Source organism: Actinoplanes sp. NBC_00393, from assembly GCF_036053395.1.
Classification (GTDB): Bacteria; Actinomycetota; Actinomycetes; order Mycobacteriales; family Micromonosporaceae; genus Actinoplanes.
The window spans coordinates 1,379,637-1,393,528 of sequence record NZ_CP107942.1 but is presented as its reverse complement, the minus strand read 5'-3'; the positions used below and the strand labels follow the sequence as shown (position 1 = coordinate 1,393,528).

The 13,892-nt window shown below is 72.5% G+C and carries 14 protein-coding genes; 9 read left to right on the top strand and 5 right to left on the bottom strand.

What is annotated here, in order from left to right; genetic code table 11:
* Positions 1–15 precede the first annotated feature (15 nt).
* Entirely contained in the window at positions 16–1,236 is a 1,221-nt protein-coding gene (locus OHA21_RS06300; protein ID WP_328471083.1) for an RNA polymerase sigma factor, read from the top strand.
* 2 nt (positions 1,237–1,238) lie between these two features.
* Here the strand turns inward: OHA21_RS06300 and OHA21_RS06295 are convergent, their stop codons facing one another.
* Positions 1,239–1,598: a YciI family protein gene (locus OHA21_RS06295; protein ID WP_328471081.1), complete on the bottom strand. Its 360-nt coding sequence runs from the start codon at positions 1,596–1,598 to the stop codon at positions 1,239–1,241.
* A 120-nt stretch (positions 1,599–1,718) separates the two neighbouring features.
* Between OHA21_RS06295 and OHA21_RS06290 the strand changes: the two genes are divergently transcribed.
* Positions 1,719–2,105, top strand: coding sequence for a RidA family protein (locus OHA21_RS06290; RefSeq protein WP_328471079.1), 387 nt, complete (start codon positions 1,719–1,721; stop codon positions 2,103–2,105).
* Between the two features lie 4 nt (positions 2,106–2,109).
* Here the strand turns inward: OHA21_RS06290 and OHA21_RS06285 are convergent, their stop codons facing one another.
* Positions 2,110–2,625, bottom strand: coding sequence for a GrpB family protein (locus tag OHA21_RS06285; protein WP_328471077.1), 516 nt, complete (start codon positions 2,623–2,625; stop codon positions 2,110–2,112).
* Positions 2,626–2,795: 170 nt separating this feature from the next.
* Here OHA21_RS06285 and OHA21_RS06280 point away from each other — a divergent pair, with 170 nt between their 5' ends.
* The 7 genes from OHA21_RS06280 to OHA21_RS06250 all read left to right on the top strand — a co-directional run bounded on the left by OHA21_RS06280 (position 2,796) and on the right by OHA21_RS06250 (position 10,513).
* On the top strand, positions 2,796–3,482 hold the full coding sequence (locus OHA21_RS06280) for a S1 family peptidase (protein WP_328478320.1): 687 nt from the start codon (positions 2,796–2,798) through the stop codon (positions 3,480–3,482).
* A 269-nt stretch (positions 3,483–3,751) separates the two neighbouring features.
* Complete coding sequence (locus tag OHA21_RS06275; RefSeq protein WP_328471075.1) at positions 3,752–5,668, top strand: translation factor GTPase family protein; 1,917 nt, start codon at positions 3,752–3,754, stop codon at positions 5,666–5,668.
* A gap of 152 nt (positions 5,669–5,820) precedes the next feature.
* Entirely contained in the window at positions 5,821–8,232 is a 2,412-nt protein-coding gene (locus tag OHA21_RS06270; RefSeq protein WP_442875074.1) for a sensor histidine kinase, read from the top strand.
* On the top strand, positions 8,232–8,657 hold the full coding sequence (locus OHA21_RS06265; protein WP_328471070.1) for a roadblock/LC7 domain-containing protein: 426 nt from the start codon (positions 8,232–8,234) through the stop codon (positions 8,655–8,657). The genes OHA21_RS06270 and OHA21_RS06265 overlap by 1 nt, the downstream gene beginning before the upstream one ends.
* On the top strand, positions 8,654–8,992 hold the full coding sequence (locus tag OHA21_RS06260; RefSeq protein ID WP_328471068.1) for a DUF742 domain-containing protein: 339 nt from the start codon (positions 8,654–8,656) through the stop codon (positions 8,990–8,992). The genes OHA21_RS06265 and OHA21_RS06260 overlap by 4 nt, the downstream gene beginning before the upstream one ends.
* Entirely contained in the window at positions 8,976–9,575 is a 600-nt protein-coding gene (locus OHA21_RS06255) for a GTP-binding protein (protein WP_442875073.1), read from the top strand. The genes OHA21_RS06260 and OHA21_RS06255 overlap by 17 nt, the downstream gene beginning before the upstream one ends.
* A complete protein-coding gene (locus tag OHA21_RS06250; RefSeq protein WP_328471066.1) occupies positions 9,572–10,513 on the top strand; it encodes an ABC transporter substrate-binding protein in 942 nt (313 codons plus the stop codon). The genes OHA21_RS06255 and OHA21_RS06250 overlap by 4 nt, the downstream gene beginning before the upstream one ends.
* A 6-nt stretch (positions 10,514–10,519) precedes the next feature.
* Here OHA21_RS06250 and OHA21_RS06245 read toward each other — a convergent pair whose 3' ends face one another.
* Genes OHA21_RS06245 through OHA21_RS06235 form a run of 3 tightly spaced genes read right to left on the bottom strand, consistent with a single transcriptional unit; the run spans position 10,520 to position 13,669 of the window.
* Positions 10,520–11,917 carry a sensor histidine kinase gene (locus OHA21_RS06245; RefSeq protein ID WP_328471064.1) on the bottom strand — a complete coding sequence of 466 codons (1,398 nt, stop codon included), beginning with the start codon at positions 11,915–11,917 and terminating at the stop codon, positions 10,520–10,522.
* Positions 11,914–12,612 (bottom strand): response regulator transcription factor, encoded by a 699-nt coding sequence (locus OHA21_RS06240; RefSeq protein WP_328471062.1) that lies wholly within the window; start codon positions 12,610–12,612, stop codon positions 11,914–11,916. Before OHA21_RS06240 ends, OHA21_RS06245 begins: the two co-directional genes overlap by 4 nt.
* Complete coding sequence (locus OHA21_RS06235; RefSeq protein WP_328471060.1) at positions 12,569–13,669, bottom strand: hypothetical protein; 1,101 nt, start codon at positions 13,667–13,669, stop codon at positions 12,569–12,571. The genes OHA21_RS06240 and OHA21_RS06235 overlap by 44 nt, the downstream gene beginning before the upstream one ends.
* Positions 13,670–13,892: the final 223 nt, after the last annotated feature.

Here is a 13,892-nt window from a genome sequence, read left to right as displayed (position 1 = left end):
GACGACCGTACCCGGATGCGGCACCCTGTGGTGGTGGACGACGTGGCCGAACTGGTCGACCGGGTCTGGCGCAGCGACGCGGCCGGCATGCTCGGCGCGCTCAGCCGGCGGCTCGGCGACTTCGACCGGGCCGAGGAGGCGCTGTCGGACGCGCTCGCCGAGGCGCTGAAACGCTGGCCGGACGAGGGCGTGCCGGACAGCCCGGCCGGCTGGCTGGTCACGACCGGCTGGCGCAAGGCCCTCGATCGGCTGCGCCGTGACGCGGTCGGCCGGGAGAAGGTGGCCCGGGTGGCTGCGGAACCGCCGCCGGAGCCCGGCGTGGACGACCGGCTCGCCACGATCTTCGCCTGCTGCCATCCGGATCTGGCCGAGCCGGCCCGGGTCGCGCTGACCCTGTACGCCGCCGGCGGCCTGAGCACCGCGGAGATCGCCGCCGCGTTCCTGGTGCCGCTGCCGACGATGGCACAGCGGCTGTCCCGGGCCAAACGCCAGCTGCGCGAGCGCGACATCCGGTTTGAGGTGCCGGAACCGCACGAGTACGCCGCGCGCCTGCCGGCCGTACTGGCAGTGATCTATCTGATCTTCAACGAGGGCTATCTGTCCAGCGGCCGCTCGGCTCAGCGGCGCGAACTCGCCCGGGAGGGCGTCGAGCTGGCCCGCCAGCTCGCCACGCTGCTGCCCCGCGAACCGGAGGTGGCCGGCCTGACCGCCCTGCTGGAGTTGCATCACGCCCGGGCCGCCACCCGGTTCGACTCGTGGGGCCGGATCGTGTTGCTCGAGGACCAGGACCGCCGTCAGTGGGACGAGGCAGCGATGGCGCAGGCGGCGCTGCGGTTGCGCGGGGCGATCCGTCAGGGCCGGCCCGGGCCGTACCAGGTGCGGGCCGGGATCGCCGCCCTGCACGCGTTCGCCGTCTCCTACGAGGCCACGAACTGGGCGGACGTGCGCTCGCTCTACGACCGCCTGTACGCGCTGGACCCGTCCCCGATCGTGCTGCTCAACCGGGCGGTCGCCACCCGGTTCACCGACAGCCCGGCCGCGGCGCTGGCCGAGGTCGACGCCCTGGCCGATCAGCTGAAGGGCTACCACCTGTGGCACGCCGCCCGCGCCGACCTGCTGGCCCGCCTGGACCGCCCCGCCGAGGCCCTGGCCGCGGCGGAGCAGGCGCTGGAGCTGGCGACGAACCCGGCGGAACGCGAGCTGATGTCCCGCCGGGTCGGCGAACTGCGGCAATAGGGCTACTCGCGCAGCATCAGCGGGCGCACCTCGAGGGCGCTCATCCCCGCCGCGAGCGGCCAGGTCGCCGCGATCCGGGCCGCCTCGTCGATATCGTCGCACTCCATCAGGACGATGCCGCCGACGACTTCCTTGAGCTCCACGTACGGCCCGTCGGTGATCACCGGCTCGCCGTTCGCGCCGGCCCGCACGGTTTTCGCGGTCTCCCGCGGCTGCAACTCGGCGCCACCCTCAAGGATCTTGCCGGTCGGCTGCCACCGCTCGTACCAGCCGTAGATCAACTTCATGACGTCCTGCTCGTCCTCCGGCGACAGGTTGGACCATTCCTGGTCGTCGCCGCAGATCAGCATCGCGAATTTCATGGTCGCTCCTCAGTTCCTCGCTTCGTGGCGGATGGCTTCGACCGGGTGACGAACGGCGGGCGCCGGTTCTCGACAGGTCCCGCCGAAATTCTTTCCGAAGTTTGCGCGTACGGTCCCGGCATGAGCGAGCGACGCACGATCTTCAGCGGTTCCACGTTCGAGGAGCAGATCGGGTACGCCCGTGCCGTGGTCGACGGCGACCGGGTGTACGTGTCCGGCACGACCGGTTTCGACTACACCACCATGACGATCGCCGACGACGTCGTGGAGCAGGCCGACCAGTGCCTGCGCAACGTGGCGGCCGCGCTCGCCGAGGCCGGCTGCACCCTCGCCGACGTGGTCCGGGTCCGTTATCTGCTGCCCGACCGCGCCGACTTCGAGCCGTGCTGGCCGACGCTGCGCCGCTATTTCGGTGACGTCCGCCCGGCGGCGACGATGCTCGTCTGCGGTCTCGCCGACCCGCGGATGAAGATCGAGATCGAGGTGGACGCCCGGCGCCGGTCCTGACCCGTCACTCCTCCCAGACGTCGACCTTCGGCAGCCCACGTTCGGCCCGGGCCGCGTCGACGATCCGCTGGATGAGGGCGGTCTTGCCGCGGGTGTAGGCGTCGATGTCGCCGCCGGCGCCGGCCAGCTCCCGCTTGAGCCGGGCATAGGCGTCGCGGTCGGCGGGGTTCCGCAGCAGGTGGTCGCGCAGCAGCCGCTGGTTGCGGGTGTCCCACGACGCGGTGGTGACCACGTGCAGGTGATAACCGTCGCGCCGGTAGAAGAGCCGCCCCGGTATGCCCGTGTCGATCCTGCGGTAACCGATCTCCTCGAGGGCGCCGTCCGCCGCCAGGACGTCGTCGAGATCGTCCGTCGCGGCCATCAGGTCGATGATCGGTTTGGCCGCCAGCCCCGGCACCGAGGTGCTGCCGACGTGCTCGGCCGCCGCGATCAGGCCTGGTAGCGCGGCGAGCACCTCGTCGATCGCGCGCTGCGCGAGCTGGGGCCAGGCCGGGTCGTAGTCGTGAATCTCGATCGCCACGCCCCGGTATATCACCCCGGTATGAGGTCCCGCTTGGGATGTATCGACGTACGTCGCTTTCTGGCTACCGTCGGGCCGGGCAACCCGCCCGTTCCCCGAATGGCAGATGGGACGTTCGCATGCGTAGAACCGCCCGGATCCTCCTCACTGCCGCCTTCGTCGTCGCCGGCATGTTCGCGCCGGCCACCGCGTTCGCGGCCCCGCCCGAGCCGACGCCCGGCACGCTGGTCGTCGGCGGCGTGCCGGCCACCGAGAACTACTCGTTCATGGTCTACGTGTCGGGCTGCACCGGCTCCCTGATCAATGCCAACTGGGCGGTCACCGCCAAGCACTGCCCGACCCCCTCATCGGTACGCGTAGGCAGCGTCGACCGCTCCAGCGGCGGAACCGTCGTCGCCGTCCGGCGCGCCGTGAACCACCCGCGGATCGACGTCAAGCTGCTCGAACTCGCCTCGTCCGTGTCGCACGCCCCGGCGCCGATCCCCACGGCTTCGGGGGCCGTCGGTACCGCGACCCGGATCATCGGCTGGGGCCAGACGTGCCCGCAGCGTGGCTGCGGCTCGGCCCCGCGCGTCGCCAACGAGCTCAACACCTCGATCGTTGCGGACAGCCGCTGCCTGGGCATCAACGCGGCCTACGAGATCTGCACGAACAACACGAACGGCAACTCCGGCGCCTGCTACGGCGACTCCGGTGGCCCGCAGGTGCGGCAGGTCAGCGGCCGCTGGGCGCTGATCGGCGTGACCAGCCGGGCCGGCAACAACAACTCGACCTGTGCCACCGGGCCGTCCATCTACGGCGACCTGCCGTCGATCCGCGCCTGGGTCAACACGCAGGTCGGCGGCCTACCCGCCTGACCCCTCGATCCAGCTGACGCCCAGCGCTGCCTCAACCGCCACGAGGCAGCGCTGGGCGTCAGCCACGAACTCCCAGCTGTCCCCCAGCGCTGCCTCGAACGCCGGGAGGCAGCACTCGGCGTCAGCCGGGAAGTAAATCGGTTGCCGCGGGCCTGGACGTCCTGATGGGGTGTTGAGGTCCCCAGAGCCGAGCAGAGAGAGAAGTGAGATGCGAGCTGCGTGCATGTCCCGCCCGGAAGGAGTCCGCACTCTCATCAAGGACATGACGCTTGTCAATTCTCAATCTCGGCATCCTGGCCCACGTCGACGCCGGTAAGACCAGCCTCACCGAGCGGCTGCTGCACACCGCCGGGGTCATCGACCACCTCGGCAGCGTCGACGACGGCAGCACACAGACCGACACGCTCGACCTGGAGCGCCGCCGCGGCATCACGATCAAGTCGGCCGTGGTGTCGTTCCCGCTGCGTGACCGCACGGTCAACCTGATCGACACTCCCGGCCACCCGGACTTCATCGCCGAGGTGGAACGGATCCTCGGCGTCCTCGACGGCGCCGTCCTGGTGATCTCGGCGGTCGAGGGCGTGCAGGCGCAGACCCGTGTGCTGGCCCGTACCCTGCACCGGCTGCGCATCCCCACCCTGATCTTCGTCAACAAGATCGACCGGACCGGCGCCCGCTTCGACGGCCTGCTCGACGAGATCGCCGCCCGGCTCAGCCCGGCGATCGTCCCGATGAGCCGCGTCGACCGGCTCGGCACCCGCGACGCCGAGGTCCGCCCGCACGTCGACCAGCTGCGGCTGGCGGATCACGACGACGAGGTTCTGGCGGCGCTCGTCGAGGAGCGGCCGGTGCCGCCGGTGCGGGTTCGGGACCGGGTGCATCCGGTGTATTTCGGGTCGGCGATCACCGGCGCCGGCGTCGAAGAGTTGATCGACGGCATCACCCGGCTGCTGCCGGCGGCGACCGGGGACGCCGATGGGCCGGTGGCCGGCACGGTGTTCAAGGTCGACCGTGGGCCGGCCGGGGAGCGGCTGGCCTACCTGCGGATGTTCGGCGGCACGCTGCATGTGCGTGACACCGCCGGGCCGGACCGGATCACCGGCATCGAGGTGTTCTCCGACGGCGCGGCCGAGACACGCAACGCGATCAGCGCGGGTGAGATCGGGCGGCTGCGCGGGCTGGGCTCCGTGCGGATCGGGGACGCTTTCGGCGTACGCGCAAACGCCGTTGACCAAGCGCAATTCGCGCCACCCAGCCTGGAGACCGCGGTGCTCGCGTCGCACCGCGCCGAGCGCGGCGCCCTGCACGCGGCCCTCGCCGAGCTCGCGGAACAGGACCCGCTGATCAATCTGCGACTGGACGAGCGGCAGGACATCTACGTGTCGCTCTACGGCGAGGTGCAGAAGGAGGTTCTCGAGGCGACGCTGGCCGAGCAGTACGGGCTGGCCGTGACGTTCCGGGAGACCACCACGATCTGCATCGAGCGGCCGGCCGGCATCGGGGCGGCGGTCGAGTTCAACAAGGTCGACCCGAACCCGTTCCTGGCCACGGTCGGCCTGCGCGTCGCACCGGCGCCACCCGGTGCCGGGGTGACGTTCGCGCTGGGGGTGGAGCTGGGTTCGATGCCGGCGGCGTTCTTCACGGCGGTCGAGCAGACCGTCCGGGAGACGCTGCGGCAGGGCCTGCGCGGCTGGGCGGTGCCGGACTGCGTGGTGACCATGACGCACTCCGGGTATTCGCCGCGGCAGTCGCACTCGCACGCCATCTTCGACAAGAGCATGTCGAGCACCGGGGCCGACTTCCGGCTGCTCACCCCGCTGGTGCTGGCGACCGCGCTGCGCCGGGCCGGCACGGTGGTGCACGAGCCGGTGCACGCGTTCCGCGCCGAGCTGCCGGGCGACACCATCCCGGCGGTGCTGCCGGTTCTGGCCCGGCTGCGGGCGGTGCCGCTGGCCACCGGGCCGGCCGAGGTGTCCGGGCAGATTCCGGCGGCGCAGGTGCACGAGCTGACCCGCCGGCTTCCGGGGCTGACCCGCGGCGAGGGCGTGCTGGAGAGCGCCTTCGACCATTACGCCCCGGTGCAGGGCCCGCCGCCGGTCCGGGAACGCACCGGGCCGGACCCGCTCGACCGCAAGGAGTACCTGTTGCGGGTGGTCCGGCGAACCGGAGCAGCCACCCGTTCGTAGTACGCCGTCCGGCCCGGACTGAAACACGTTCTCCGGGCTCGGGCGGCCCCTGCGGCCGGTGTCGCCCGTTCGGGGCGTTGACCCTCATGTTGGCGTCCGTCAATCCTGTGGCGTCGACGCGGAGGGACCCGCGTCGGCACGGAGGGAGTCCGATGGGCCAGGGTGGGCGCACGATTCGGGGCCGCGTCGTCCGGATTCTCGCGCTTCCCGTCGCCGCGATGCTGCTGTTGCTCTCGGTCGTGGTGGTCGAGGAGTTCGCCGACTACCGGCTCGCGGCGCGTACCGATCGCGCGATCACGCTGGACCTGGCGGTGCAGGCCCTGGTCGGGGAGGTGCAGACCGAGCGCGGGGTGACCGCCGGCCTGCTCGCCGGCAACGAGGCGTTCCGCGCCGAGGTGGCCCCGGCCCGGCAGCGCACCGACCGGGAACAGCAGGCGGTGCAGTCCCTGGCCACCGGCGACGGCGAGTTGGAGGACCAGGTCACCGAGGCGCTCGACCAGATGGGCGCGCTGCCGGCGATCCGCGCCGACGCCGACGGCGGTGACGCCGACCGGGCCGAGGTGTTCGACGGCTACACCGAGGTGATCGAGGAGCTCGGCGAGGTCTACTTCGCGCTCGACAACGCCGCCGACGCGCAGATGCGGCTCGGCTCCGAGGCGCTGACCATGCTGAACGCGGCGAAGGAGGTCACCGCCCGGCAGCGCGCGTTCCTGAACGGGGTGTTCTCGGCCGGCGGGTTCCGGGAGGGCGAGTTCCTGCAGTTCGTGCAGCTGCGTTCGGACCGCGACATCGCGCTCGAGGAGTTCGAGGAGTACGCCACCCCGACCGCGATCGCGGCCAAGGACTACCTGTTCAGCACCGGTCCGGCAACGCAGGCAGCCTACTTCGAGCAGCTCGCGCTCAGCTCCGGCGACGGGCAGCCGCTGCAGGCCGACCCGCAGGCCTGGTGGTCGTCGCTGACCACGGTCCTGGACGACATGTCGCAGCTGGCCCGGCACATCGGGTCGAGTCTGCGGGCCCGCGCCGAGGTGCTGCTGGACCGGGCCAATCTGCGACTGGCCGGGCTGGCCGCGGTCGTGCTGCTGTGCATCGGCGGGGCGATCTACCTGGCGACCGGGGCGGCGCGGTCGATTGCCGGGCCGCTGGCCGGCCTCGCGGCCGAGGCCAACCGGCTGGCCGGCGAGCAGCTTCCGGAGGCGGTGCGCCGGGCGGTCACCGAGGACGAGGGCGGGCCACCGGGGCCGCTGGCGGTTGCGGCCGGAGCGACGGTCGAGGTCCGGCAGGTGGCCGATGCTTTCGAAAGAGTGCAGGGTACGGCCTACGCGCTCGCCACCGAGCAGGCGAAACTGCGGCGTACGAGCGCCGAGTCGCTGGCCAACCTGGGCCGCCGCAACCAGAACCTGCTGCGCCGGCAACTCGGGTTCATCACCCGCCTGGAGCAGGAGGAGCCGAACCCGGCCGGGCTGGCCAACCTGTTCGAGCTCGACCACCTGGCCACCCGGATGCGCCGCAACGCGGAGAGCCTGCTGGTGCTGGTCGGTGCGGCCAGTCCCCGGCAGTGGTCCGGGCCGCTGCCGTTGACCGATGTGGTCCGGGCCGCGGTGTCCGAGGTCGAGGAGTACCGGCGGGTGTCGCTGCGGCGCATCGACGAGGCACAGGTGGCCGGATCGGTGGTCAGCGGACTGGCCCACCTGCTCGCCGAACTGATCGAGAACGGTCTGGTGTTCTCCCCGCCGGACATGGATGTGGAGATCCACGGGCGGGCCGTCGACGGCGGCTACCTGATCGCGGTCTGTGACCAGGGGGTCGGGATGAGCCGGGCCGACCTGGACCGGGCCAACGAGCGGCTGCGCGGCGAGGGTGACTTCATCACGGCGCCGGCCCGGTTCCTCGGGCACTACGTGGTGGGGCGGCTGGCCGCGGAGATGGGTGTCGAGGTCGAGCTGGCGCGCTCGCCGGTGACCGGGGTGACGGCACGGGTGATGCTGCCGGACGCCATCCTCGCGGAACCGCCCGCCCTGGCGGCGGCCGGGAAGAGCGCGGCCGCGCAGGGGGCGGCCGGGCAGGGGGCCGCCGGGCAGGGGGCCGCCGGGCAGGGGGCCGCCGGGCAGGGGGCCGCGGGGCAGGGCGGTCCGCACACGCCGCGCGGCCTTCAGCCGCCCCGGGGCCCCTTTCCCCCGCACGCTCCCCGGCTGCGGGCCGTCGAGGTGGATTACGTGGTCGTGGCCGAGCAGCCGGTCCTGTTGCCGTCGCCGCGCCCGCCGGCCGAGGAGCAGCCGGCGTTCCTCGCGCCGCCGACCGAGGAGCAGCCGGGGTTGCTCGCGCCGCCGACACCGGCGGGCGCCGATGCTTTCGAGGAGGCGGATGCTGTCGCTCGTACCGTGAACGGTCTGCGTAAGCGCGTGCCCCGTGCCCGCCGGACCGAACCTGCTGCGGCGCCGGCCGCCCGGCCGGAATCGGCCGCCCCGATCGCTGATTCGCCGGAGGCGTTGCGCGGCCGGCTGACGGCACTGCGCGACGGCATCCGGCGCGGCGCCGAGAATCCACCCGCGAGGAGTCTGTGATGAGCGTGCAAGCGCCGGCCGACCGGCACCAGTTCAACTGGCTGCTGGGCAATTTCGTCCAGCAGACCGACGGGGTACGCGACGCCGTCGCCGTCTCGTCGGACGGCCTGCTGATCGCCGCCTCCGCGGGACTGGGCCGGGCCGAGGCCGACCAGCTGGCCGCGATCGTCTCCAGCCTGGCCAGCCTGGCCCGCAGCGCCTCCCGGCGGTACGAGTTCGACGGCCTCAAACTCATCATGATCGAGATGCACCGGGGCTTCCTGGTGATCTCGGTGATCCCCGGCGGCAGCTGCCTCGGCGTGGTGGCCACCGGCGAATGCGACCTGGGCCTGGTCGGCTACGAGATCTCGGTGCTCGCCGAACGGTTCGGCGAGCTGCTCACCCCGGCCCTGATCGCCGAGTCACGGCAGCACCTGCCCCGATGAACCCGGCCGACGACGACCCGGTGGTGCGTCCGTTCATGCTCACCGGCGGGCGAACCCAGCCCCTGCACGACGGGCTGCGGATCGAGACCCAGCTGCGCTCGGTCCCGGCCGCGTTGTCCGCGCCGCTGCGGTTCGAGTCGCGGCGCATCGTCGAGCTCTGCCAGGCGCCGATGTCGGTGGCCGACCTGGCGGTGGCGCTGCACGCGCCGCTGGGCGTCGTGCGGGTCATCGTCGCCGACCTGATCACCCAGGGCCTGATCCGGGTCGAGGCCGCGCCGGACGTCCTGACCACCGCGCTGATCGAAAGGATCCGGGATCGTGTTCGGGCGCTCTGAGCCGGCGGTTCCCCCGCCACCGGTCGCCGTGAAGGTCGTCATCAGCGGCGGCTTCGGCGTCGGCAAGACCACCTTCGTCGGCGCGGTCTCCGAGATCGAACCGCTGGTCACCGAGGCGGAGATGACCGAGCGGTCGATCGGGGTGGACGACACGTCGGCGGTCACCGGCAAGACCACCACCACGGTCGCGCTCGATTTCGGCCGGATCACTCTGGACGACGCGCTGCTGCTGTACCTGTTCGGCACGCCCGGGCAGGACCGGTTCGCGTTCCTCTGGGACGACCTGATCACCGGGGCGCTGGGCGCGATCGTGCTGGTCGACACCCGGCGGGTCGAGGACTGCTTCCCGGCGCTGGACTACTTCGAGGACCACGACATCCCGTTCATCGTCGGGGTCAACACGTTCGACGGCGCGCGGCGCTTCGACCTGGCCGAGATCCGGGACGCGCTCGGCCTGCCCGGTCAGCACCCGCTGCTGGAGTGCGACGCCCGCCGCCGCGAGTCGGTCAAAACGGTGCTGGTCGCGCTGACCGAGCAGGTCCTCGCCCGCCGCCTGGCGCACCGGGCCGGGGTGTCGTCGTGAGACGCCTGCTTCTCCTGCTGTTGCTCCTGGTCACCGGCTGCGGCGGGGCGTCGGCCGCGATCGTCGCGCCGCCCGGGGTGCCGGCCGGCGTCGCCTGCGGAACGGTCCGGATCGCGGTGAACCCGTGGGCCGGGTACGCCGCGAACGTCGCCGTGGTGAGCTACCTGCTGCGCACCGAACTCGGCTGCGAGGTGCGGACCACGGACCTCACCGAGGAGGCGTCCTGGGCCGGCATCGCGGCCGGCGACATCGACCTGATCCTGGAGAACTGGGGACACGACGACCTGCGCCGCAGATACATCGACCAGGAGAAGGTCGCGGTGTCGATGGGTGTCACCGGCAACCGCGGCGTCATCGGCTGGTACGTCCCGCCGTGGATGAAAGCCGAGTACCCGGACATCGACAACTGGCGCGCCCTGAACCGGCATGCGCCGCTGTTCCGTACCGACCGCTCCGGCGAGCGTGGCCAGTTCCTCGCCGGCGATCCGTCGTTCGTCACCAACGACGCCGCCCTGATCACCAATCTCGACCTGGACTACACGGTCGTGCACGCCGGCAGCGAGGACCGGCTGATCCGGGCGTTCCGGCAGGCGGAGGCCGACCGTACGCCGCTGATCGGCTACTTCTACGAACCGCAGTGGCTGCTCGCCGAGGTCGACCTGGTCCACGTCCCGCTCCCCCGGCACCGGCCGGGCTGCGACGCGACCCCGGCTGAGGTCGCCTGCGACTACCCGGCCTACCACCTCGACAAGATCGGCCGGCTGGGTTTTCTGCGCTCCGGCAGCCCGGCGGTCGAGCTGGCCGAGAACTTCCGGTGGTCCAACGCCGACCAGAACGCGGTGGCCCGCGACATGACCGTCAACAAGCTCTCCCCTGACGACGCGGCCCGTCGCTGGCTCGCGGCGAACCCGCAGACCTGGCGGCCGTGGCTGCGGTGACGACGCTCAGGGTTCCTGGGAATCTTCTGCGGCATGCCAGGGCAGGCACAGCCGGAACGTGGCGCCGCCGCCCGGCGTCGGGACCGCCTCGACGCGGCCGCCGTGGGCGGTGACCAGCGAGCGGACGATGGCCAGGCCCAGCCCGGCACCGGAGGTGGCGCCGCGGGCCCGGGAGTCGTCAGCGCGGTAGAAGCGTTCGAACACCCGCTCGGCTTGCGCCTCGGGCAGGCCCGGGCCGCGGTCGGCGATCTCCAGCACCGCCTCGTCGCCGATGCGGCCCACGCCGATGCGTACGGCCACGTCCGGCCCGGTGTGGGCGTGCACGTTGCCGACCAGGTTGACCACCACCTGACGCAGCCGGGCCTCGTCGCCGAGCACCAGAGCCGGCGCAGGCGGGTCGTCAGGAGACGGGCCGGTGAGCCGGACCGGCCGGCCCGGGTCGAGGGCGAGCAGGTCGTGGCGGGCGTCGGCGGCCAGGGTGCGCAGGTCCATCGGCGCCGGGTCGAGGACCGTCCCGGCGGCCGGCTCGTCCAGCCGGGCCAGCAGCAACAGGTCCTCGACCAGGGCGGCGAGCCGGCCGGCCTCGGTGTCGATGCGCCGCATCGTGTCGTCGACCTGGCCCGGGGTGGCCGCGCCGCGCATCAGGTGCAGTTCGGCCGAACCCTTGATGCCGAACAGCGGCGTACGCAGCTCATGGCTGACATCGGCGACGAACCGGCGCATCCGGGCCTCCGAGGCGGCCCGCGCGGCGAAGGCGCCGTTCAGGACGCGGGTCAGCCGGGCCACCTCGGTGCCGGGCGGGCCGCGTTCGGGTATGCGTTCGGCCAGGTTGCCGGCGGCGATGGCGCCGGCAGTCTGCTCGATGCTCCGCAACGGCCGCAGCCCGGCGCGGATCGCCGGCCAGCCGACGCCGGTCAGCACGACCACCACGATCAGGCCGGTGACCAGGCAGACGAGCCGGACCTCGGCGACGATCGCATCGACCGCGCTCAGCGAGGCCGCGACCACGACTATGCCCGTCCCGTCCGGGCGCGCGACCGCCACCGCCCGCCAGCCGTCGACCGTGCGCGGGCCGCCGGGCGGCATGGCCGCGAAAGCCGGCGCCGGCTCGTCCGTGCTGGTCTGGGCGGCGCGCAGCACGGTGCCGTCGGCGTCGAGGTACGCCACCGCGAGCACACTGATCAGGTCGAGGCCGCTCGCCAGGTTGCGGATGGGGGCGTTCATGGCGACGTCCAGCACGTTCGGGTCGAGGCGGGCCATCACCTGGGAGAACTGCTGCACCTGGCGGTCCACCCGGTCGACCAGGTGGCGGCGCAGGGCAGCGGTGACGACGGCGTCGCTGACCACGATCCCGGCCACCAGCAGCACCGCGGTGATCAGCAGCAGGCGGGTCCGCAGGCTCATCGCCGTGGTCTCCGCAGCACGTAACCGGCGCCGCGCACGGTCTGGATCAGCCGTGGTTCGACGTTGTCGACCTTGCGCCGCAGGTAGCTGACGTAGGTGTCGACGATGCTGGTGTCCCCGGCGAAGTCGTACCGCCAGACCTCCTCGAGGATCCGCGGCTTCGACACCACCTCACCGGCGTGCGCGACCAGGTAGTGCAGCAGTTTGAACTCGGTCGGCGTCAGGCGTACCGGCCGGCCGGACCGGGTGACCTCGCGGGCGACCGGGTCCACAGTCAGGTCGCCGACCGTGCGGATCCCGTCGACCGGCACCACGCCGGAGCGGCGCAGGATGGCCTGGATCCGGGCGATGAGCTCGGGCAGGTGGAACGGCTTGGTGACGTAGTCGTCGCCGCCCAGGCTGAGCCCGTTCACCTTGTCCTCGGGGGCGTCGCGGGCGCTGAGGAACAGCACCGGCAGGTGGGCCCGCGCGGTCCGCAGCCGGCGGACCACCTCGAAGCCGTCCATGCCGGGCAGCATCAGGTCGAGCACGATCAGGTCGGGCTGGTCACGCAGGGCCGCCTCGACGGCGTCCGCGCCGGTGGCGACGGCGGTCACGGTGAACCCGGCGAAGCGCAGGGCGTCGGCGAGCAGCCCGCGAACGGTGTCCTCGTCATCGACCACCAACAGCCGGGGCGGCGTGGCTTGCACGGTCACCCCCGCCCGTTCGCCGCATGTCGGCCATCAGGCTACCGAGCAGGCCGGCCAGGCCACCACCGGCGGCGCCGGCGAGCGCCGCCCAGCCGATGGCCGGCACAAGCTGCACGGTGAGCAACTCGGCGTTGAGGATCAGGACCATCAGGCCGAGGCTCAGGCGGCCGGCGCCGGCGAGGCTCAGCGCGGCGAAGACGACGGCGAGGACCGCGCCGGCCACCAGCGCGCGGCGGCCGGCGCGCTGCCATCGGTTTCCGTCGCCGGGCGGCACGGTGGCCAGAACAAAGGCGGCAAGAATGAGGGGTACGGCCAAAGCGCCCGCCGCCGCATCAGGGAGTTGGTAGTTCGGGTCCAGCCGGTCTGCCAGCGGACCGCCGAGCGTGATCGACGACGGCCCGGCGAGCATCGCCGCGTTCCCGCCGAACAGCAGCGCCACACCGGCGAGTGACGGCCGCTGCGTGGCGACGACCGCTGCTATCGCGACGCCGGCTGCGATCGGTGTCGCCAGGCCGGTCAGCGCTGCGCGGGCGGCGATCCGGCGGTGCGGCAGGAGAGTCAGCAGGGCGCCGCCGCCGGTCAGCACGGTGAACCCGAGCAGGCCGCTGATCAGGGTGGCGCCGGTGTCCGGCCGGATCACCAGCTGGGCGTCCTGCGAGGCCGACGCGGGACCGGCCGGCACGGTGACGGCCATGGTCGCGTCGGGGGCGGCCACCACGGCGGCGAGCACGATCAGCAGCATCGCGGCGGCGCCGAGCACGCGTCGGGCGTACACAGGCATTGGCGTACCGACATGGCCCTGAAGCGTGACCGAGAAGATCAGCGCGCCCACCGCGGAGAGCGCCAGCGGCGCGATGTCGACGGTGCCGTGCAGGACCGCGCCCATCGCCCCGGCATCGAGCGACCCGGTCAGCGTGGCCGGCCCGCCGAACGCCGCGGCCAGCACCGTCGCGACAAACGGCCAGGTCACCGGAAGCCCGGCGGTGGCCAGCGCGGCCACCGCCAGAACCGCCATCGCCATGGTCGCGCCGAGCGCGGCCGCCGCACCTCGAAGAATCTGCATGGGCTGACGGTCGCGCCGAACCCTGACCGTCCCCGCAGAGTTCCTGGGAGAACTCACACCCGGCAGCTCGCCGGTCGCGGCCGCCCAGACCCTGGTCGGCACCATGCTCTACCGGCTGTTGACCCACCGGCCGCTCACCCGGCATTCGCCGACGACTCGTCGGCACCGTCTGCGGGTTACCCCCGAGCGCGACTACGCTATCGGTATCAGTTAGGGCAAAACG

Excerpts from the sequence above, each read along its gene's own strand:
- OHA21_RS06300 (WP_328471083.1), top strand. The coding sequence starts at position 16 with ATGCGGCACCCTGTGGTGGTGGACGACGTGGCCGAACTGGTCGACCGG.
- OHA21_RS06295 (WP_328471081.1), bottom strand. The coding sequence starts at position 1,598 with ATGAAATTCGCGATGCTGATCTGCGGCGACGACCAGGAATGGTCCAAC.
- OHA21_RS06290 (WP_328471079.1), top strand. The coding sequence starts at position 1,719 with ATGAGCGAGCGACGCACGATCTTCAGCGGTTCCACGTTCGAGGAGCAG.
- OHA21_RS06280 (WP_328478320.1), top strand. The coding sequence starts at position 2,796 with ATGTTCGCGCCGGCCACCGCGTTCGCGGCCCCGCCCGAGCCGACGCCC.
- OHA21_RS06270 (WP_442875074.1), top strand. The coding sequence starts at position 5,821 with ATGGGCCAGGGTGGGCGCACGATTCGGGGCCGCGTCGTCCGGATTCTC.
- OHA21_RS06265 (WP_328471070.1), top strand. The coding sequence starts at position 8,232 with ATGAGCGTGCAAGCGCCGGCCGACCGGCACCAGTTCAACTGGCTGCTG.
- OHA21_RS06260 (WP_328471068.1), top strand. The coding sequence starts at position 8,654 with ATGAACCCGGCCGACGACGACCCGGTGGTGCGTCCGTTCATGCTCACC.
- OHA21_RS06245 (WP_328471064.1), bottom strand. The coding sequence starts at position 11,917 with ATGAGCCTGCGGACCCGCCTGCTGCTGATCACCGCGGTGCTGCTGGTG.
- OHA21_RS06235 (WP_328471060.1), bottom strand. The coding sequence starts at position 13,669 with ATGCAGATTCTTCGAGGTGCGGCGGCCGCGCTCGGCGCGACCATGGCG.